This window comes from Sphingomonas sp. (genome assembly GCF_036677245.1).
GTDB lineage: Bacteria > Pseudomonadota > Alphaproteobacteria > Sphingomonadales > Sphingomonadaceae > Allosphingosinicella.
Genome location: NZ_JAKFCG010000017.1, coordinates 1 through 20,286, shown reverse-complemented (window position 1 = coordinate 20,286; position 20,286 = coordinate 1). Strand labels below are relative to the sequence as shown.

At 67.3% G+C, this 20,286-nt stretch carries 20 protein-coding genes and 1 tRNA gene; 14 read left to right on the top strand and 7 right to left on the bottom strand.

Features of this window, described 5'->3' with window-relative positions; all coding sequences use genetic code 11:
• A partial coding sequence (locus tag V6M48_RS02010) for a UdgX family uracil-DNA binding protein (RefSeq protein ID WP_332810851.1) occupies positions 1-842 on the top strand: 842 nt, incomplete at its 5' end.
• A gap of 181 nt (positions 843-1,023) precedes the next feature.
• On the opposite strand, the gene V6M48_RS02005 is transcribed toward V6M48_RS02010, so the two are convergent.
• Positions 1,024-1,995: a DUF2171 domain-containing protein gene (locus tag V6M48_RS02005; RefSeq protein ID WP_332810850.1), complete on the bottom strand. Its 972-nt coding sequence runs from the start codon at positions 1,993-1,995 to the stop codon at positions 1,024-1,026.
• A gap of 256 nt (positions 1,996-2,251) precedes the next feature.
• Here V6M48_RS02005 and V6M48_RS02000 point away from each other — a divergent pair.
• Positions 2,252-2,327 (top strand) — tRNA-Ala (locus V6M48_RS02000).
• A gap of 159 nt (positions 2,328-2,486) precedes the next feature.
• Here V6M48_RS02000 and V6M48_RS01995 read toward each other — a convergent pair.
• The 3 genes from V6M48_RS01995 to V6M48_RS01985 all read right to left on the bottom strand — a co-directional run bounded on the left by V6M48_RS01995 (position 2,487) and on the right by V6M48_RS01985 (position 4,770).
• A complete protein-coding gene (locus tag V6M48_RS01995) occupies positions 2,487-2,984 on the bottom strand; it encodes a MucR family transcriptional regulator (protein ID WP_332810849.1) in 498 nt (165 codons plus the stop codon).
• Between the two features lie 245 nt (positions 2,985-3,229).
• A complete protein-coding gene (locus V6M48_RS01990; protein ID WP_332810848.1) occupies positions 3,230-4,180 on the bottom strand; it encodes a DMT family transporter in 951 nt (316 codons plus the stop codon).
• Positions 4,181-4,197: 17 nt separating this feature from the next.
• On the bottom strand, positions 4,198-4,770 hold the full coding sequence (locus V6M48_RS01985; RefSeq protein WP_332810847.1) for a GlcG/HbpS family heme-binding protein: 573 nt from the start codon (positions 4,768-4,770) through the stop codon (positions 4,198-4,200).
• A gap of 148 nt (positions 4,771-4,918) precedes the next feature.
• On the opposite strand from V6M48_RS01985, the gene V6M48_RS01980 reads away from it, so the two are divergent.
• The 9 genes from V6M48_RS01980 (at position 4,919) to V6M48_RS01940 (ending at position 14,498) form a co-directional block, all read left to right on the top strand.
• Positions 4,919-5,536, top strand: a complete 618-nt coding sequence (locus V6M48_RS01980; RefSeq protein WP_332810846.1) for a hypothetical protein — start codon at positions 4,919-4,921, stop codon at positions 5,534-5,536.
• 40 nt (positions 5,537-5,576) lie between these two features.
• Positions 5,577-6,194 carry a hypothetical protein gene (locus tag V6M48_RS01975; protein ID WP_332810845.1) on the top strand — a complete coding sequence of 206 codons (618 nt, stop codon included), beginning with the start codon at positions 5,577-5,579 and terminating at the stop codon, positions 6,192-6,194.
• Between the two features lie 167 nt (positions 6,195-6,361).
• Entirely contained in the window at positions 6,362-7,894 is a 1,533-nt protein-coding gene (locus V6M48_RS01970) for an acyl-CoA carboxylase subunit beta (RefSeq protein ID WP_332810844.1), read from the top strand.
• Positions 7,875-8,111, top strand: coding sequence for a hypothetical protein (locus V6M48_RS01965; protein ID WP_332810843.1), 237 nt, complete (start codon positions 7,875-7,877; stop codon positions 8,109-8,111). Before V6M48_RS01970 ends, V6M48_RS01965 begins: the two co-directional genes overlap by 20 nt.
• A complete protein-coding gene (mce, locus tag V6M48_RS01960) occupies positions 8,108-8,527 on the top strand; it encodes a methylmalonyl-CoA epimerase (protein WP_332810842.1) in 420 nt (139 codons plus the stop codon). Before V6M48_RS01965 ends, mce begins: the two co-directional genes overlap by 4 nt.
• Positions 8,517-10,661, top strand: a complete 2,145-nt coding sequence (gene scpA, locus V6M48_RS01955; protein WP_332810841.1) for a methylmalonyl-CoA mutase — start codon at positions 8,517-8,519, stop codon at positions 10,659-10,661. Before mce ends, scpA begins: the two co-directional genes overlap by 11 nt.
• A 40-nt stretch (positions 10,662-10,701) precedes the next feature.
• Positions 10,702-11,730 carry a biotin synthase BioB gene (gene bioB, locus V6M48_RS01950; RefSeq protein WP_443019028.1) on the top strand — a complete coding sequence of 343 codons (1,029 nt, stop codon included), beginning with the start codon at positions 10,702-10,704 and terminating at the stop codon, positions 11,728-11,730.
• 9 nt (positions 11,731-11,739) lie between these two features.
• On the top strand, positions 11,740-13,710 hold the full coding sequence (locus V6M48_RS01945) for an acetyl/propionyl/methylcrotonyl-CoA carboxylase subunit alpha (protein ID WP_332810839.1): 1,971 nt from the start codon (positions 11,740-11,742) through the stop codon (positions 13,708-13,710).
• A complete protein-coding gene (locus tag V6M48_RS01940) occupies positions 13,707-14,498 on the top strand; it encodes an NUDIX domain-containing protein (RefSeq protein ID WP_332810838.1) in 792 nt (263 codons plus the stop codon). Before V6M48_RS01945 ends, V6M48_RS01940 begins: the two co-directional genes overlap by 4 nt.
• Before the next feature lie 39 nt (positions 14,499-14,537).
• Here the strand turns inward: V6M48_RS01940 and V6M48_RS01935 are convergent, their stop codons facing one another.
• Positions 14,538-15,377, bottom strand: coding sequence for a class I mannose-6-phosphate isomerase (locus V6M48_RS01935; protein ID WP_332810837.1), 840 nt, complete (start codon positions 15,375-15,377; stop codon positions 14,538-14,540).
• Between the two features lie 156 nt (positions 15,378-15,533).
• Here V6M48_RS01935 and V6M48_RS01930 point away from each other — a divergent pair, with 156 nt between their 5' ends.
• Positions 15,534-16,271, top strand: a complete 738-nt coding sequence (locus V6M48_RS01930) for an extensin-like domain-containing protein (RefSeq protein ID WP_332810836.1) — start codon at positions 15,534-15,536, stop codon at positions 16,269-16,271.
• Positions 16,272-16,437: 166 nt separating this feature from the next.
• On the opposite strand, the gene V6M48_RS01925 is transcribed toward V6M48_RS01930, so the two are convergent.
• Positions 16,438-16,713: an SWIB/MDM2 domain-containing protein gene (locus V6M48_RS01925; protein WP_332810835.1), complete on the bottom strand. Its 276-nt coding sequence runs from the start codon at positions 16,711-16,713 to the stop codon at positions 16,438-16,440.
• Between the two features lie 150 nt (positions 16,714-16,863).
• Positions 16,864-17,694, bottom strand: a complete 831-nt coding sequence (locus V6M48_RS01920; RefSeq protein WP_332810834.1) for an LD-carboxypeptidase — start codon at positions 17,692-17,694, stop codon at positions 16,864-16,866.
• 71 nt (positions 17,695-17,765) lie between these two features.
• Here V6M48_RS01920 and V6M48_RS01915 point away from each other — a divergent pair, with 71 nt between their 5' ends.
• Together V6M48_RS01915 and V6M48_RS01910 are read left to right on the top strand one after the other, a co-directional pair.
• Positions 17,766-19,166, top strand: a complete 1,401-nt coding sequence (locus tag V6M48_RS01915) for a Mur ligase family protein (RefSeq protein WP_332810833.1) — start codon at positions 17,766-17,768, stop codon at positions 19,164-19,166.
• A gap of 11 nt (positions 19,167-19,177) precedes the next feature.
• Positions 19,178-20,221 carry a methyltransferase gene (locus tag V6M48_RS01910; RefSeq protein WP_332810832.1) on the top strand — a complete coding sequence of 348 codons (1,044 nt, stop codon included), beginning with the start codon at positions 19,178-19,180 and terminating at the stop codon, positions 20,219-20,221.
• Positions 20,222-20,286 lie beyond the last annotated feature (65 nt).

Below are 20,286 nucleotides of genomic sequence, written 5' to 3'. Positions count from 1 at the left end.
AAGGCGCGACCCGCGCCGACGCACCCGACGGCGATCCGATCGAGGAGACGTGGAAGACCTATTACGCCTCGATCTTCAATCCGGCGCGGGTCAAGGTCAAAGCAATGACCAAGGAGATGCCGAAGAAATATTGGAAAAACATGCCCGAGACGGCGTTGGTCGGAGAGCTGATCGCAGGAGCGCAGGCACGCGAGGCGGAGATGGTCGGGAAGTCGGCGGCACGGATTGGCGACAACGCGCGCGCGGCATGGGAGGCGGTGCGCGACGAGGCCAAAGGCTGCACGCGCTGCCATCTCTACAAGCTCGGCACGCAGACCGTGTTCGGCGAGGGCCCGGTCGACGCGCCGCTGATGTTCGTCGGCGAGCAGCCCGGCGACCAGGAGGATCTCGCCGGGCGACCGTTCGTGGGCCCCGCCGGGCAGATCCTCGATCGCGCGCTCGCCGAAGCCGGCATCGACCGCGCCCGCACCTACGTCACCAATGCGGTCAAGCATTTCAAGTTCGAGCGGCGCGGCAAGCGCCGCATCCATCAGAAGCCCGACGGGCCGGAGATCGAGGCCTGCCGCTGGTGGATCGAGCAGGAGCGCATCCTGATCCGCCCGCCGCTGACGGTTGCCCTCGGGGCGACCGCGGCACGCTCGCTGTTCGGCAAAATCGTCACCATCTCGGGCACGCGCGGCAAGCCGCACCAGCTGTACGACGGCGGCGAATGCTGGGTGACCGTCCACCCGAGCTTTCTGCTGCGCATTCCGGAGCCCGAGCGCAAGGCCGACGAATATGCGCGCTTCGTCGAGGATTTGAAGCGGGTGGGACAAAGGCTCGAGACGCTCGTCGCCCGATAGCAATTAGAGCATCGTGCGCAAAAGTGGGAACCGGTTTTGCGCAGAAAACGATGCGGCAACAAACGAATAGAGCGGGATGCGTGATCCAGATATTGCGCATTCCGCTCTAGCGCCGCGTGATAAAGAAAGGCCCGGCCGCTCGCGCGGCCGGGCCAATGTCACCGCCCTAGGGCGGCGGTGATCAGTAGGTGCCCTTGAAGGCGCGATCGAGCGCGTGCGGTCCGTCGCTGCCCTGGTCGTCGCGTTCGAACAAGGCGCGGCTGGTCTCCTCGTCGCGCCATTGGCGGGTCGCTTCCTCGAGCGTCTTGTTGATCGTCACCTTGTCGTCGACCTTGTCCACCCAGCCGCACGGGATCGAATGGTGGTGGCCGCCGGCGTTGGGATCGCTCTTGGTGAGGATGATCCGGTCGCCGCGCACCTTGTCGACGGTGCCCACGTGCTGACCGTCCGAACCGACCACTTCCATGCCTTCGCTGGCTCGGCCAAGCGCCTGGCGCTGGCCCTGCCGTTTCTCGCGCCAGCCGCCGAACTCCTGTTCGAAGCGCGACTGGTTCTCGCGGCGATAGTCTTCATAGTCGCGGTCGAGCGCCTCGATCTGGCGATTGCGCCACTCCGAATAATGCGGATCGTGGACGCCTCCAGCACCGCCGCCGCTATAGCTTTGCGCCGAGCGCCCCGAGCCGCCGTAGCTGCTGCCATAGGCGCCGCCGACCGCCGACGAATGCGCTCCCTGGCCGGTGCTGCCCGCGTCGCGGCCGAAGCGCCGGCCGCGATCGTAATCGCCGCCGAAGCCGGATCCGCCCCAGCTGTCCTGCGCGTCGGATGAGCCGCGATAGCCGTAGCCGCGCGAACCAGCCCCGCTTCTGCCCTCACCGCGCCAATCGCCGCCGCCGGTGTCGCGCCAACGATCCTGGCCACGGTCGCGATGCTCCGCGCCCCAGCCGCGCTCGCGCTCGGCGCGCCGACCGTGGTCGTCGTCATCGTGGAACCACGAGCGGACCTCGTCGCTCGCGCGCTCGAAAAAGCCGCGGTCGTCGTCGTCGCGCGACCAGCGATCACCGTGATCGCGGCCATGGTCACCGTAAGAGCGGCCACGGCCCTGCTCGCGTCCGCGCTCCGCACCATATCGATTGTCGCCGCGTTGATAGCCCATCTGATCCTCCATTGTTCGATGATGTCACGCTAAGTGACCGGACTGGCGCCCGAACTGGCCAACGCCCGCCCGTAATCCATGTTAAAAACGAGGCACATAGAGGCTGCGTTCCGGGCCGCGGGCCGGTCCGTTGCAGCGAGAGGGTGAGCCGTGGCGAGGCGTGGGTGCGACCCCAAATGGAGCGGCGATCAGGCAATTGCCGCATTGCATGGCGGGGCAGCCGCCGCTAATGGGGGCGCCTTCGCCGACGAGGCGCGGGGCCGTAGCTCAGATGGGAGAGCGCTGCAATCGCACTGCAGAGGTCAGGGGTTCGATTCCCCTCGGCTCCACCACCTCGCTTCTCGAAAATCGCTGGACAGAAAGCCAAGCTGCGTCGCGGAACGACAGGCGGGAATAACGCGCGCCGCTGGCGCACGAAATGCTCTTTCATCCTCGACCGATCGAACGCAGGCGAGCGCAGAACTCGCGAAGTTCCGCCGGCTTCCGAACAGCTACTGTTTGGGTCGCGCGCGCGCCGATCTAGGCTTGCGCGAGCGCTGCGTGTCAGCCGTCGTCGCACCATTCTTGTTCGCTTTGGCCGGCGCCGCGTTGGCAGTGTTTCGGCGGCCAAGACCGATCTGGTGCGCGAGGGTTCGCCGCTTCTCGGAATAATTGGGAGCGACCATCGGATAGTCGGATCCGAGCTTCCACTTTGTCCGATATTGGGAAGGGGTCATCTGATGGTCGGTCTTGAGGTGCCGCTTCAGCATCAAAAGTTTCTTGCCATCTTCCAGGCAGACGATGAAGTCGGGCTTCACCGACGATCGCGGCGAGACGGCCGGCTGCTGCGGTTGCACAGGCGCTGCTTTTGCGCCCAAGCCATCGAGCGCGGCGTGGACTTCGCCGATCAGCCGGGGGAGGTCCCCCACCGCGACCGGGTTATTCGACACATGTGCCGCGACGATGTCCGCGGTGAGTGTCAGCAATGCTTCCGAAGCCACTTCAGCCATCTCGATCTTCTCCTGTAGACAAGACGGCGTGACTCGAAAAACGTGCGAGGGCAAGTCAGGAAATACAATATATCCGAATAATTCTACGCCCTACGATCCTTTTTGACTAATTGATCAGTCAGAAACATAGTAATTCAGAACATTGAGGCCGGTGAATCGGATTTTAACTGCACCATTCGATGCTTGAGGGATGTGACACGATGTCGCCTTCTTCTAAGTGGCCGGTTCCACGTCCCGTCCTTTCCTCAAACGTCATCCTGGCGAAGATGTCGCTGGTGCGCACGCTGCAATGGCGGACGCCGCTCGCCGAGGAGAATGCCCGCACCGATCAAGGTCATGCCAATGACATGATAAAGCCCGAACCGTTCCCCCAGCAGCAAGATCGCGAAGAGCGCGCCCAACGCGGGGCTGATGTTGAGAAACTGACCCGCGCGGGCCGCGCCGATCAGTTCCACGCCGCGATTGAAGAACATCTGGGCGATGAGCGAGGGAAATACAGCGACAAAGGCGAGGAACAGCCAGCTTTCGGGCGCCTGCACGATCCTGCGTCCGCGGCTGAGCTCGTGCAGGTATAAGGGAGCGACGACCATCAGGCCCACCACGAGTATGGCGGCGAAAAAGCTCAGAGGATGAACATCGGGCCGCTTGCGCAGGAAAACGGCGTAGACGGCCCACAGCAGGCCGGCCAGCAAGATGAGTGCGTCGCCGATGTTGAGCCGCAGGGCGAGAAGCACCGCGGGGTCGCCTTTGGAGACGATCGCCAGGACTCCGACAAGCGAAAGCACCACGCCGACGATCTGGGATCGCGAGGCCGAATCCCGGAAGATCAGCATCCCCATGACGAGCATCATCGCCGCCTGCGCTGCGTTCAGGACGCTCACGTTGAGCGCGGTGGTATATTGAAGACCGTAATAGAGCAAAGCGCTGAAGGTGCCGGCGCCGAGGCTCCCAAACATCAGGAGAATAGGCCATCGCCGACGAAGCACCGGCCAATCTTTTTTGATGTAGGGCCACGCGAACGGCAGCAGCAAGAGAAGCGCCACCAGCCAGCGCCAGAAGGAGAGTGCCATCGGCGGCACGAACTCACGTGCGGCCCGCCCGACGATGATATTTCCCGCCCAGGACAGCGCCGTGATCGTCAGCAGCAGATAGGCCGAGTTCCACACCGCACCAAGCCGTGAGCCGTTTTGGCGCATGCGCCGAAGCCCGCTTTTCACGACGTTTTGGAGAGAGCTGCCGCCCCCGCTTTGGCCACCGATTCATCCTCGGCCGGCGATGCGCCGCTGGTGCCGATCGCTCCGACGACAAGCCCGTCGACGATGATCGGCACCGCGCCCTGCACAGGCGTGATCCCTTCAATGGCGACCAACGCCGTCCTGCCGCCGTTGACCATGTCCTCGAGAACCTTCGAGGGGGAGCGAAGATAGGCGGCCGTCCGGGCCTTGCCGATCGAGACGTCGACGGTGATCAGCCGCGCATCGTCCATGCGTTGGAAGGCCATAAGCTGACCTGACGCATCGACCACGGCGATGCTGAGCTTCAGCCCCTTTCCCGTCGCCTCCTTTTCGGCTGCCGCGAGCGCGCGCCGCGCACCCTCGGCGGTCAATATTGTCTGCTGTGCAACCAGAGGCGGCGCGGGTTGAGCGGCGGCCGACACGGGAAGCCAAAGGAGCGAAGGTGCAGCCACCGTACGCCAAATCCACTTCATGATTCCTCCTCGGACAGAGTCCCGCGCGATGTTAATTTGAGACCAGCCGCACCCTGCCGCCGGTTCGTCGATATTCATAGGCCCATCCCTTTTTCTGAGGATGTGACGCGGATCTTGGTGCGCTGGCGCGCGGGGCCCTCCGACCGCAGGGCCCCGTCGCGGTTTCGGCGTGAACCAAATCGGAGGCGAAGGCGTTTCCCCGGCGCAATAATGTCGGGAGAGTAAGATGTCCGCGATCCGTCCCCTGCTGCTGGCCGTCGCCGCAGCGTCCCTTCCCCTCGCAGCCTGCAAGACGGACAATGCCGCGGGCGATGCCGTGTCGAGCGCCGGCGATGCCGTCGCCAGCGGCGGCAAGGCCCTTGCGAGCGGGGTTGCAAGCGGCGTCAGTGGCGGCGTTCCGTCGCTGGTCAACGTCAACCTCAGCAACGTCCTCAACGACCTCGCGGTGCGGCTCAACCTCGACCGCGCGAACGTGCCGATCAACGCGCAAATCCCGATCACCCTCGCCGCCAACATCTGCGGCGTCTCGATCAACATCCTGTCGGTCTCGACCGGCGGCAAGGCCAATTGCACCGCCACCACCAGCTCGCCCGAACTCGCGCAGGTCGTCCAGCAGCAGCTTGCCGCCGGCGGCTCGGTCGGCGGCGGCGCGCAGGGCGGCTCGACCGCCGGCAACAGCGGCGCGACCGGCACCGGCGCGACCAGCACCAGCGGCGCCGGCACGACCACCGGCCAATCGACCGGCTCGACCCAAACGACCGGCACGACGACTGGCACCACCGCTCCGGCCGCGGCCGGAACGACGACCAGCACCCAAAGCCAAACGACGACGACGCCGAAATAAGCGCGCCGCCGGCCGACCGCGATCAACGAGGGAGAAAGTGATGCGTAGGACAATCTTGATCATCGCCGCCGCCGCAAGCCTGCCGCTCGCGGCGTGCAAGCAGAATGAAGGCGGCGTCGCAAGCGCCGGCAGCCAGGCCGCGACTCCGGCCGGTTCGGGAAGCGTAGGCGCCAACGCTGGCGCGACCAGTGGCGGCACCGGCACCACGAGCGGCAGCGGCACTACGAGCGGCACTGGCACCACCGGCGGCACGAGCAGCGGCGTCGGCGGCAGCGGCATCCCCGCTTTGGTCAACGTCAATCTGGAGAATGTGCTCAACGATCTTTCGGTCCGCCTGCAGATCGATCGCGCCAACATTCCGGTCAATGCGCAGATCCCGATCGACGTCGCCGCCAATGTGTGCGGCGTGTCGGTGAGCGCATTGTCCTTGTCGACCGGCGGCAATGCGAGCTGCACCGCCAAGACCGCGACGCCGCAGCTCGCCCAGGTCGTCCAGCAGCAGGTCGCGGCCGGCGGCTCGGTCGGCGGCGGCGCGCAGGGCGGCTCGACCGCGACCACCGGCAGCGCCAGCGGCTCGGGCGGCACCTCGACCTCCGGCTCGTCGGGCACCGGCGGCACCTCGAGCGGCACGACCGAGACCACGACCACGCCCAACTGACGGCTCGGCAACGGCCGGCGTGCCATCGCGCCGGCCGTTGGCCGCATGGTCCACAGATCGCCCGCCGCCCGCGGGCTTCGAACCGCGGGCCGCCCCGTGTCGATTTGCCTAATCGGAAAACTCCTGAAAAAGAGGGCCGCACCCCTTTTCTCAAGAGTTGATTCTCGATGGCCACGACAATGGAAGAGCTCGAAGCGCGGCGGCGGCAGGCCCAGATGGGCGGCGGCGAGAAGCGCATCGCCGCGCAGCACGCCAAAGGCCGGCTGACCGCGCGCGAGCGCCTCGAAGTGCTGCTCGATGAGGGCAGCTTCGAGGAATATGACATGTTCGTCGAGCATGACTGCGCCGAATTCGGGATGGAGCAGCAGAAGATCCCGGGCGACGGCGTCGTCACCGGCTCCGGCACGATCAACGGCCGCCTCGTCTATGTCTTCGCCCAGGATTTCACCGTGTTCGGCGGCTCGCTCTCGCAGCGCCACGCGCAGAAGATCTGCAAGGTGATGGACATGGCGATGCGGGTCGGAGCGCCGGTGATCGGCCTCAACGACAGCGGCGGCGCGCGCATCCAGGAGGGCGTCGCGAGCCTCGGCGGCTATGCCGAGGTGTTCCAGCGCAACGTGCTCGCCTCGGGCGTGGTGCCGCAGATCAGCCTGATCATGGGCCCGTGCGCGGGCGGCGCGGTCTACAGCCCCGCGATGACCGACTTCATCTTCATGGTGAAGGATTCGAGCTACATGTTCGTCACTGGCCCGGACGTGGTCAAGACCGTGACCAACGAGGTAGTGACCCAGGAAGAGCTTGGCGGCGCGGTGACGCACACCACCAAGTCGGGTGTCGCCGACGTCGCGTTCGACAACGATATCGAGGCTTTGCTCGCGACCCGCGACTTTTTCGATTTCCTGCCGCTGTCGAACCGCCACGATCTTCCGACCCGCCCGACCGCCGACCGCTGGGACCGGATCGAGGACAGCCTCGACACCTTGATCCCGGACAGCGCGGCCAAGCCCTACGACATGCACGAACTGATCCAGAAGACGGTCGACGAGGGCGATTTCTTCGAGGTCCAGCCGACCCATGCCGGCAACATCATCACCGGCTTCGGCCGCATCGAGGGCCGCACCGTCGGCATCGTCGCCAACCAGCCGATGGTGCTGGCCGGGGTGCTCGACATCGCCAGCTCGAAGAAGGCGGCGCGATTCGTGCGCTTCTGCGACGCGTTCGAGATCCCGATCATCACCTTCGTCGACGTCCCGGGCTTCCTGCCTGGCGTCGCGCAGGAGCATAACGGCATCATCAAGAACGGCGCGAAACTGCTGTTCGCTTATGCCGAGGCGACCGTGCCCAAGATCACCGTGATCACGCGCAAGGCCTATGGCGGCGCCTATGACGTTATGGCCTCCAAGCATCTGCGCGGCGATCTCAACTACGCCTGGCCCTCGGCCGAGATCGCGGTGATGGGCGCCAAGGGCGCGGTCGAGATCATCTTCCGCCAGGACATCGGCGATGCCGACAAGATCGCAGCACGCACCCGCGAATATGAGGAGCGCTTCGCCAATCCGTTCGTGGCGGCGAGCATGGGCTTCATCGACGAGGTGATTATGCCGCATTCGACCCGCCGGCGGATCGCGCTCGGGCTTCGCAAGCTGCGCAACAAGCAGCTCGAAAATCCGTGGAAGAAGCATGACAACATCCCTCTCTGAGGAGCATCTCGTCGGGCTGGTCGCGCTTGGCGTGATCCCCTGGATCGGCTGGACCTTGCGGCGCGGCCTGCGCGAGTCGCGGCTGCCGATCGGGCGCACTTATGTCATGCGCGGCGAGCGGCCGTCGGTTTTCGCCGCGCTTGCAATGCTCTATGTCGCGGCCGCCTTGCTGATGGCCTGGATTTCCTATGATCAGCTGCTGGAGAGCCTGATATGAGCATCGGCCGCCTCAACCATGTCGGCGTCGCCACCCCCTCGATCGAGAAAAGCGTCGCGCTCTACCGCGACCTGCTCGGCGCGACCAAGATCCATGATCCGATCGAGCTGCCGGCGCAGGGCGTAAGAGTCTGCTTCGTCGACACGCCCAACAGCCAGATCGAGCTGGTCGAGCCGCTCGGCGAGAATTCGCCGATCCACGGCTTCCTTGCCAAGAACCCCGCCGGCGGGCAGCATCATATCTGCTTCGAGGTGCCGGACATCCACGAGGCCGCGGCCGACATGGAAGCCAAGGGCGCCAAGGTGCTCGGCGCGCCGCGCATCGGCGCGCACGGAACGATGGTGATCTTCGTCCATCCCAAGGATATGGGCGGCGTGTTGGTCGAGCTGATGGAGTCGCCGCAAGTTGGGCATTGATAGGAAATCCGTCTCGGACTGGCAGGCCGCGGCCGCCAAGGAGGTCAAGGGCAAGGACCTGACCTGGCGCACCCCCGAAGGCATCGACGTCAAGCCGCTCTACACGGCGGAGGATGTCGAAGGCATCGACCCGGGCCTGCCCGGCTTCGGCCCGTTCACGCGCGGGCCCTATGCCTCGATGTACACTGGCCGGCCGTGGACGATCCGCCAATATGCCGGCTTCTCGACCGCCGAGGACTCGAACGCTTTCTACCGGCGCAACCTCGCCGCCGGCCAGAAAGGCCTCTCGGTCGCATTCGATCTCGCCACCCACCGCGGCTACGACAGCGATCATCCGCGGGTGGTCGGCGACGTCGGCAAGGCCGGGGTCGCGATCGACACGCTCGAGGACATGAAGATCTTGTTCGACGGCATCCCGCTCGGCGAGATGTCGGTCAGCATGACGATGAACGGCGCGGTGCTGCCGGTGATGGCCTTCTACATCGTCGCCGCCGAGGAGCAGGGCGTCGCGCCCGAGCAGCTCTCGGGGACGATCCAGAACGACATCCTCAAGGAGTTCGCGGTCCGCAACACCTATATCTACCCGCCGGCGCCCTCGATGCGGATCGTCGCCGACATCATCGAGCATGCCTCGAAGCACATGCCGCGCTTCAACCCGATCTCGATCAGCGGCTACCACATGCAGGAAGCCGGGGCGACGGCGGTGCAGGAGCTCGCCTTCACGCTCGCCGACGGCATGGAATATGTCCGCGCCGCGCAGGCGCACGGCCTCGACGTCGACGCGTTCGCGCCGCGCCTGTCGTTCTTCTGGGGCATCGGCATGAACTTCTTCATGGAGATCGCCAAGCTGCGCGCCGGGCGCCTGCTGTGGCATCGCATCATGGAGGATTTCGGCGCCAAGAACCCCAAGTCGAAGATGCTGCGCACCCATTGCCAGACGTCGGGCGTCAGCCTCACCGAGCAGGATCCGTACAACAATGTGATCCGCACGACGATCGAGGCGATGGCGGCGGTGCTCGGCGGCACCCAGTCGCTGCACACCAACAGCTTCGACGAGGCGATCGCGCTGCCGACCGATTTCTCGGCGCGGATCGCGCGCAACACCCAGCTCGTCATCGCCGAGGAAACCGGCATCCCGCACGTCGCCGACCCGCTCGGCGGAAGCTATTATGTCGAGGCGCTGACGAAAGAGCTCGCCGACCAGGCCTGGGCGCTGATCGAACAGGTCGAGGAGATGGGCGGCATGACCAAGGCGGTCGCCTCGGGCATGCCCAAGAGGCTGATCGAGGAAGCCTCGGCGGCGCGCGCGGCGCGGGTCGACCGGGTCGAGGACGTCGTCGTCGGCGTCAACCGCTACCAGCCGCAGGAGCCGCTGCACATCGACATCCTCGACGTCGACAACGCCCGGGTCCGCGCCGGCCAGATCGAGCGCATCGAGCGCCAGCGCGCGGCCCGCGATCCCGACAGGGCGAAGGCCGCGCTCGACGCATTGCGCGAAGGCGCAAAGGGCAACGGCAATCTGCTCGCACTGGCGGTCGAGGCGGCGCGGGCGCGCGCGACGTTGGGCGAGATCAGCCAGGCGCTCGAGGACGTGTTCGGCCGCTACGAGACGGTCCCCGAGCCGGTCAGCGGCATCTACGGCGGCGCCTACCAGGGCGATCCGCGCTGGGAGCGCGCCGAGCAGGGCGTCGGCACGGTCCGCACCCGCCTCGGCCGCAACCCGCGCCTGCTGGTCGCCAAGATGGGCCAGGACGGGCATGACCGCGGCGCCAATCTGGTCGCTTCGGCCTTCTCCGATCTCGGCTTCGAGGTGGTCTCCGGGCCGTTGTTCCAGACACCGGAGGAAAGCGCGCGGCTGGCGATCGCGAGGGACGTCGACGTGGTCGGCGCCTCGAGCCTCGCCGCGGGCCACAAGACCCTCGTCCCCGAACTGATCGGCCATCTCCGCGAGATGGGCCGGCCGGACATCAAGGTGGTGGTCGGCGGCGTCATCCCGGCACAGGATTACGACATGCTGCGCAAGGCCGGCGTGCAGGCGATCTTCGGGCCCGGCACCAACCTCGTCGACGCCGCCGGCGAGGTGCTCAAACTGCTCGGCCACAATCTGCCGCCGCTCGAGGAAGCCGCGGAATGAGCCGGCCGCCGCTCCCGCTTCGCATTTCGCAAAAGGCACGATGCCGATGACCGACCCCCGCACCGATTGGACACGCGCCGAGATCGCGGCGCTGTTCGAGCTGCCGTTCAACGACCTGTTGTTCGAGGCGCAGCAGGTCCACCGCCGCTGGCACGCGCCCAACGCCGTCCAGCTTTCGACTTTGCTGTCGATCAAGACCGGCGGCTGCCCCGAGGATTGCGGCTATTGCAGCCAGTCGGCGTTCGCCGAATCCGGCCTCAAGGCCGAGAAATTGATGGACGTCGATGCGGTGCTCGCCGCCGCGGGCGAGGCCAAGGCGGGCGGCTCGGGCCGCTTCTGCATGGGGGCCGCGTGGCGCAACCCCAAGGACCGCGACATCGACGCGCTCTGCACGATGGTCGCCGGCGTCAAGGCGATGGGGCTCGAGACTTGCATGACGTTGGGCATGCTCACCGCCGAGCAGGCTGGGCGGCTCGCCGAAGCGGGGCTCGATTATTACAACCACAATCTCGACAGCGCCCCGGAATATTATGGCGAGGTCGTGCAGACCCGCACCTACCAGGACCGGCTCGACACTTTGTCGAACGTCCGAGCCTCGGGCATGGCGGTGTGCTGCGGCGGCATCGTCGGCATGGGCGAGACCCGCGCCGACCGGGTCGGCTTCCTCCACGCCCTCGCCACCCTGCCCGCCCATCCCGAGAGCGTTCCGATCAATGCCCTGGTGCCGGTCGAGGGTACCAGGATGGGCGATGCCTTGCTCGCGCAGGACGAGGCGAGGATCGACGATATCGAGTTCGTCCGCACCGTCGCGGTCGCGCGGGTCGTCATGCCGCGCGCGATGGTGCGGCTGTCGGCCGGCCGCGAGAGCATGAGCGAGACCTGCCAGGCCTTGTGCTTCCTGGCCGGCGCCAATTCGATCTTCACCGGTGACAAGCTGCTGACCACCGGCAATGCCGGCGCCGGCGCCGACGCGGCTCTGTTCGCCAAGCTCGGCCTGACGCCGCTGACGAACGACGACATCGAAGACAATAAGGCTGCGCCCGAACCGGCACGCGTGGCTGCTGAATAGGCAGGGAAGATGTTCAAGAAGATCCTGATCGCCAACCGCGGCGAAATCGCCTGCCGCGTCATCCGCACCGCGCGCAAAATGGGCATCGCGACCGTCGCGGTCTATTCGGATGCCGACGCGCGCGCGCCGCACGTGCGCCTCGCCGACGAAGCGGTTCGCCTCGGCCCGCCGCCGGCGTCGGAAAGCTATCTCAACGCCGATCTGATCGTGCTCGCGTGCAAGGAGACCGGCGCCGAGGCGGTCCATCCCGGCTACGGCTTCCTCTCCGAGCGCGAGAGCTTCGCGCGCCGGCTCGCCGAGGAGGGCATCGTCTTCATCGGCCCGCCGCCCGCGGCGATCGCGGCGATGGGCGACAAGATCGAGTCCAAGAAGCTCGCGCTCGCGGCCGGCGTCAGCGTCGTTCCCGGCTTCATCGGCGAGATCAGGGACACCGACCACGCGGTCGAGATCGCCAATTCGATCACCTATCCGGTGATGATGAAGGCCTCCGCTGGCGGCGGCGGCAAGGGCATGCGGCTCGCCTATAGCGAGCTGGACGTGCGCGAGACGTTCGAGAGCGTGAAGCGCGAGGGGCTCGCCAGCTTCGGCGACGACCGCGTCTTCATCGAGAAGTTCGTCGAGAGCCCGCGCCACATCGAGATCCAGCTGCTCGGCGACCAGCACGGCACCATCCTCTATCTCGGCGAGCGCGAATGCTCGGTCCAGCGCCGCCACCAGAAGGTGGTCGAGGAGGCCCCCTCGCCGTTCGTCACGCCCGAGATGCGGAAGCAGATGGGCGAGCAGGCGGTGGCGCTGGCGCAGGCGGTCGGCTATTTTTCGGCGGGGACGGTCGAGTTCATCGCCGGCGCCGACCGCAGCTTCTACTTCCTCGAGATGAACACGCGGCTGCAGGTCGAGCATCCGGTGACCGAGCTGGTCACCGGCCTCGATCTCGTCGAGCAGATGATCCGGGTCGCCGCCGGCGAGAAGCTCACGCTCGCGCAGGAGGACGTGACGCTCAACGGCTGGGCGGTCGAGAACCGCGTCTATGCCGAGGATCCCTACCGCGGCTTCCTGCCCTCGACCGGCCGGCTGGTCCGCTACCGGCCGCCGCTCGGCAAGGAAGGGGTAAGAGTCGACGACGGCGTCGCCGAGGGCGGCGAGGTCTCGATGTTCTACGATCCGATGATCGCCAAGCTGATCACCTACGGCGGCGACCGCGAGCAGGCGATCGACCTCCAGATCGCCGCGCTCGATTCGTTCGTGATCGACGGCATCGGCCACAATCTCGATTTCCTCTCCGCGCTGATGCAGCATCCGCGCTTCCGCGCCGGCGCGCTCACCACCGGCTTCATCGCCGAGGAATTTCCCGAAGGCTTCACCGGCGCACCGGCCGATGAGCGGCTCAAGCGCAACCTCGCCGCGCTCGGCGGGCTGGTCGCAAGCGCCGAGGCGGAGCGCGCGCGCCATATCGACGGCCAGCTCGGAACCCCGCTCAAGACCCCCGTGCTGTGGATCGCGCAGATCGACGGCGACGAGTTCGAGGTGCGGGTCGAGGGCGACACCGTCCTGGTCGGGTCCGACGCGCTGACGTTCGACGCCCGCTACACCCCGGGCCAGACCTTGCTCGAGGCGATCATCGACGACGAGCCGCTGACCGTGAAGGTCGAGCGGCGCGGGTCGAGCTGGCTGTTCACCACCCGCGGCGCGCGCCACAAGGTGCGCGTGCTGACGCCGCGCAGCGCGGCGCACTCGCGCCACATGATCGCCAAGACACCGCCCGATCTTTCCAAATATCTGCTCTGCCCGATGCCGGGCCTGCTCACCATGCTTCACGTCGCCGAGGGCGAGAAGGTCGAAGCCGGGCAGCCGTTGGCGGTGGTCGAGGCGATGAAGATGGAGAATATCCTTCGCGCCGAGAAAGCGGGCACGGTCGCGAGCGTCGCGGCGAAGCCCGGCGACAGTCTCGCGGTCGATGCGGTGATCCTGGAGTTCGAATGACCGACGGCGGGCGCTCGGACATGGGTGAAGCGGAAGCGGCAATCCCCGAAGCGGTTCCCGCCGCGACCTTGATCGTCACAAGGCGCGGCCCGGGCGCTCCCGAGCTGCTGATGATGGAGCGCGCCGCTCATATGGCGTTCGCGGCGAGCGCCTTGGTCTTTCCGGGCGGCCGGATCGACGCCGGCGATCGCGCGCTCGCCGAGCGCATCGGCGACGGCATCGAGGATGCCGCGGGACGCATCGCCGCGATCCGCGAGACGGTCGAGGAGACCGGGATCGGCGTCGGCTTCGTCGAGCCGCCCGAAGCGAGCATCGTCGCCACCTTGCGCGCCGGCCTCGCCGCCGAGGAGCCGTTCGGCGCATTGCTCGACCATCTCGGGCTCGGCCTCGCGCTCGATGCGTTGACCCCGTTCGCGCGCTGGTGCCCCAAGATGCGCGAGCCGCGCCGCTTCGACACCTTCTTCTATCTCGCCGAAGCGCCGGCCAACGCCCCGCCTCCGCAAGCCGACGGCAAGGAAGCGGTCGGCGCCCATTGGGCGAGCGCCGCCGAGCTGATCGCCGAATGCGACGCCGGCCGCGGCCGGATCATCTTCCCGACCCGCCGCAACCTCGAGCGGCTCGCCCAATTCGGCTCGATCGAGGAGGCGCGCGCCGACGCGCTCCGCCGCGGCATCCACAAGGTCGAGCCGTGGGTCGAGGAGCGCGAAGGCCGTCAGTGGGTCTGCATCCCCGACGACATCGGCTACCCGGTCACCGCCGAGCTGCTCGAGCACGTCAAGCGGGGCTGAAGCTTAAAGGTGGGTACCGGCTGCGCACCCGGCCCGGGATCAGCGCAGCAAATCTTCCCGCAAGCCGCCGGGATAGGCGACCAGCAACTTTGCCTCGCCGCCGAGCGCCAATGATGTCTCGCCTTCGACCAGCCAGACGTCGCCCGCCTCGAGGGTCGCGTCGCCGAGCCTGCCGTCGCCGCTCAACGGGATCAGCCACAAGGGTAGCGCAGGCGCGGCCAGCAGCCGCCCCGAAGCATCGCCGGTCCAGCGCTCGAGCACGAACTTGCCGCCCTCGGTGAGGATCTCGCGGTCCGCCGCAAGCTTATAGGATCGGGTGGGCTCGCGGTACGGCGCCGGATCGGCGACCGCGACGGCATCGTCGAGGTGCAGCGCGCGCGGCCGGCCATAATCGAACAGCCGGTAGGTGAGGTCGACATTCTGCTGGACCTCGATCAGCTTGAGCCCGGCCCCGAGCGCGTGGATCGTGCCCGCCGGCGAATAATAATGATCGCCGGCCTGGGCGGGCCGCCAGTCGATCAGCTGCTCGAGCGTGCCGTCGCAGGCCGCGTCGCGCAGCGCCGGCTTGGCGAGCGGCGCGCGCACGCCGATGCCGATCGTCGCGCCCGGCTCGGCGTCGAGCACCAGCCACGCCTCGTCCTTGCCGCCTTTCTCGCCGCGCGCGCGCGCCGCTTGCTCGTCGGGGTGGACCTGGATCGAAAGCCGTTCCGATGTGAACAGATATTTGACGAGCAATGCGGCATCGCCGCCGCGTGGATCCTCGAACCAGATCTCGCCGACCGCTGGCGCGCCTTCGCGCACGTCGCCGAACGCCGGCAGCAGGTCGCGGCGACCCCACACTTTCTCGACGCGGCGCCTGGTCAGGCGAATGGCACTCATCACGGCTCCTGCTGCACGATCCGCTCCCGCGGCCTGCAAGTGCAACCCCTAGAGCGAATTCCAGGCCGGTGGAAACACCTGACCATTCCCAAGCGCGCAAACAAAGCAATTAGGTTCGAACGGGAACGAGTCCGGGCGGCTCGCGTCGGACGGAGCATGCGACTGCTCCGCTTTGTCAGAACGTTGCTGGTCCTCGGTGTCGCCACGTTCGCGGCGCTGCTGCTCTACGGCTATGCCCGAAGCCACCCGGAAGACCTGCCGTGGACCGCGCTCGACCTGTCGCAGCCGGTCGGCCTGTTCACCGGCCGCAAGCTTGCCGGGCTTGGCGGCGAGGGGCCGCGCTGCCGCGCGCTGCTGGACCGCGCCGGGGTCGAATATACCGCGCTGCCGCCACGAGGGTCGCGCGGTGCCGGCGGACAATGCGGCTATGAGGACGGGGTGCGCCTGCGCCGGGGCGGCGCGCTCGCCATCGACTATCGGCCGGAGGGGCTTGGCACGAGCTGCCCGGTCGCCGCGGCGCTCGCCTTGTGGGAATGGCATGTCGTCCAGCCCGCCGCCCTTGCCCATTTCGGCGAGGAGGTGGCGAGCATCGACCATTTCGGAAGCTACAGCTGCCGCCGCCTCTACGGCCGCGCGGAGGGGGCGATGAGCGAGCATGCCGCCGCCAATGCGGTCGACATCGCCGGCTTCCGCCTCGCCGGCGGCGGCCGCATCACGATCGCCCGCGATTGGCGCGGCGACGGCCCCGAAGCGGCATTCCTGCGCGACGTTCGCGACGGCGCCTGCCGCCTGTACGCGACCGTGCTGTCGCCCGACTACAACCAGGCGCACGCCGATCATCTCCACCTCGACCAGGCGAGACGCGGCGCGATGGGGTGGCGGGGTTGCCGGTAAGGCGCTTTCGCCCTTCCCGCGGGTGCGCGCCGGGGGATCGGAAGCCAGCGCAAGGGCGCCCGAAAAAGCAACGGCGACTCCGACTCCCGCCGAAGCGGGATCCGCGAGTCGCCGTTTCTTGCCTGGCGCCGCCCCTATGAGACGGTCCAGGCGGGCTCGAAGCCGATTAGCTCAGATGACGCGAAAGGTGCTTGTTCATCTCGAACATCGTCACCTTCTTGGTGCCGAAGATCTTCTCCAGCTTGTCGTCCGCCAGAATTTCCCGTTTGTTTTGAGGATTCTGGAGATTGTTCTTTTTGATATAGGCCCACATCTTGCTGACGACTTCGCTACGCGCGATGTCGCCCGACCCCGTTACTGCGGCGAGCTCCGCCGAAGGCTTCAACGGCTTTTGCAGTCCGTCCGCACGGCCTGAGCCGCCCCCTTTTTTCGATCCCAACATGTCGCGCCCTCCTCTGTGAATTTCCTGCTTTGTAGAGCGCAAACGCGCGCGCTTTGCAATGGCTCAAGCGCCGCGAGCCTCTCGGGTCGTCGCAGGCCGACGGCCGATGTGGCCCAAACGGCACTGACTCACGGGTCAGGCGGGCCTTTTTTAGCCGAACGGCACGACCTTGTTGTCGGCATCATGGCCGATATCGGCGCGGCCGAGATAGGCGATGCCCGCGCGCTCGCACCAGTGGCGCACCACCTCCTCCTCGCTCTCGCCGAAATCGGGATCGTTGGGCGGGACCAGGCTGCAGCGGCCGAGCCTGATTCCGGCGACCGCGCGGATGCCGGGATTGCTGGTGATGTGGAACATCGCCCGGTCGGTCCGGTACATATATTCCGAGACTTCCTCGAGCAGTAGCATGTGGCCGTCGAGCGCGGGCTGGAGCGACGTGCCGAGCAGCTGGCTAAGCACGGTGATGTTGAACGCCACGGCCCTGGTGCCGCCTGCGCCACCGCTCCCAAGAGCCAGAGCCGGCTCGAGCGAACCAATGTCGCGGCGGCTGAGCCAGTCGAGCGCGCGGCGCACCGCCGCCTCGCCGCCTTCGCGCCGCACGTCCTGCGGCATCGGCCCGTGCGCGACTTGCTCAAAGCCCGCGGCGTAGAGGCCGGCGAGCATGTAGCCGGCGTCGCTGTAGCCGAGATAGGTCTTGGCGCGCGCGGCAGGAGCGAGCCGTTCGATCGCCTCCTCGGCGATCCGGCACGATCCGTAGCCGCCGCGCGCGAACCACAAGGCGTCAAAGGCCGGGTCGTTGGCGACCGCGACGAACGCCTCGGCGCGCGCCGCATCGCTGCCTGCGAAATGATTGTGGACGAGGAAGCATTGCGGATGGAAGACGATCTCGACGTCGGGCGCATGCGCCGCGGCAAGCGCGGTCACAGCCTCGGCCACGTCGCTCCTGATCGGCGTGCTCGGCGCCACCACTCCGATCCGCATTGCGCCTCCCCGAAAAATTGTTCGAAACTGCCCCGTTTGAAATAGCGGCCGCATCTCAATAGGGCTGGCCCATGACTCACGCCAAATCCTATTTCTTCTGCGGGATCGGCGGCAGCGGCATGTTGCCGCTCGCCTGCATCGTCCGCGCGCAAGGCGCCGAGGTGGCCGGATCGGACCGCTCGCTCGACCAGGGCCGGATCGCCGAAAAATTCGCCTTTCTCGAGGCGCGCGGAATCGCCCTCTTCCCGCAGGACGGCAGCGGCCTGACCAGCGCCGGCCAGCTGCTCGTCACCTCGGCCGCGGTCGAGGAGAATGTGCCGGACGTCCAGGCGGCGCTCCGCCTCGGCGCCGAGCGCATCACCCGGCCGCAATTGCTCGCGCGCCTGTTCAACGCGGCGCCGCTCGGCGTCGCGGTCGCGGGCACGAGCGGCAAATCGACCACGACCGGCATGATCGGCTGGATCCTCGACCGCGCCGGCCGCGACCCGGTGGTGATGAACGGCGCGGTGATGAAGAATTTCGCGACCCCCGACATGCCGTTCGCGAGCGCATTGGTGGGCAATGGCGACGCGTTCGTCAGCGAGGTCGACGAGAGCGACGGCTCGATCGCACTCTACGAGCCGGACATCGCGATCCTCAACAACATCACCCTCGACCACAAGAGCATGGACGAATTGCGCGGGCTGTTCGGCGACTTCCTCGCCAAGGCCGGAACCGCGATCCTCAACCTCGACGACGAGGAGACGCGGCTGCTCGCCGCCCGAGTGCTGCCCGAGCGGCTGGTCGGCTTCGGCTTTGCCGACCCTTCCGCCGACTTCCACGGCAGCAATGTCGTCGAGGAGCCGCTCGCGATCACATTCGACGTGACGCACCGCGCGAGCGGCCGGACCGTGCCGGTCCGGCTCGGCGTCCCCGGCCGCCACAATGCCGCCAACGCGCTCGCCGCGCTCGCCGCCGCCGACGCCTGCGGGGTCGACCTGGCCGAGGCGGCGCGCGCGCTGGCCGATTTCAAGGGCCTCCGCCGGCGCTTCGATGTCGTCGGAACGCGCGCCGGAATCACCGTGATCGACGATTTCGGGCACAACCCCGACAAGATCGCCGCGACCCTCGACACCTTGCACGCTTTCCCCGGCCGGCTGCTGATCTTCTTCCAGCCGCACGGCTACGGCCCGCTGCGCGTGATGGGCGAGCAATTGATCGCCTGCTTCGCCGACAAGCTCGGGCCCGAGGACGTGCTGATCCTTCCCGATCCCGCTTATTTCGGTGGCACCGTCGAGCGGACCGTCGGCAGCGAGCATATCGTCGAGGGCGTGCGCGCCGCCGGGCGCAACGCCGAGCATGTCGCCGAGCGCGCCGCCGCGGGCGAGCGGCTGCTCGCGCTCGCCCGCGACGGCGACCGCATCGTCGTGATGGGCGCGCGCGACGACACCTTGTCCGTTTTCGCGGCCGACCTGCTGGCGCGCCTGGCATGAACGATCGGGGCATGAACGATCGGGGCATGAACGATCAGGATGCGGCGCTGCTGGCGTTGCTCGAGACCCTCCACCGCCAGGACTATAATTTCGTCCCGCCGACGCCGGAGACGCACCGCCGCGTGATCTCGCGTCCCGACCGGCACGAGGCGCGCGACCTGCGCGACGTGTTCGGCTGGAGCCTGCCGTTCGCGCCGGCTCTGCTCCCGGGCGGCATGCTCGACCTGCTGGACCGCGGTGGCATGCTCCAGCGCGAGGGCGAGCGGATGCGAAGCGGGGTGCGGGTCGCGCGGATCGAGGATCGCCTGTTCCTCCATTCCTGCTTCCCGACCGAGCAGGAGGATGCGGTCTTCCTCGGCCCGGACAGCTACCGCTTCGTCGCCTTCCTCCAAAGCGAGCTGCCGCGCCGGGCTAGAGTGATTTCAAGTCAGGTGGAATCACCTGACGACTCGGAAATCACGGCAAACAAAGAGAAGCAGACTCAATCCCGGTTCAATCAAACCGGGATTGAGTCTGGGGTGCGCCGGCTGGTCGACATCGGCGCCGGCGCGGGCGTCGGCGCGCTGATGGCGGCGCCGTACCTGCCCGGCGCCCGGCTGACCCTGGCGGACGTCAATCCTCAGGCGCTGCGGCTCGCGTCGATCAACGCGCGGCACGCCGGCATCGAGGTCGAGCTGGTCGAGGGCGACGGCATCGACGCCGTTTCCGGCCTGGTCGACCTCGCGATCGCCAATCCCCCCTACATCATGGATCCCGACGCGCGCACCTATCGCGACGGCGGCGACATGCACGGCGCGCGCCTTTCGCTCGACTGGACGCTCGCCGCCGCGCGCCGCCTCGCGCCGCAGGGAAGAGTGCTGCTCTACACCGGCGTCGCGATCGTCGATGGACGAGATGCGCTGCGCGAGGCGCTCGCGCGCGAGCTTCCCGCGCTCGGCTGCGCGCTGCGCTACCGCGAGATCGATCCGGATATTTTCGGCGAGGAGCTCGACAAGCCCGCCTATGCCGACGTCGAGCGGATCGCCGCGATCGGTGCGGTGATCGAGAAGAGCTAAACTGATCGTTCGAGGTGCGAGCGGGTGCGCTTGCGGGACATCGGCGGGGCCAAGAAAAAGGAGAC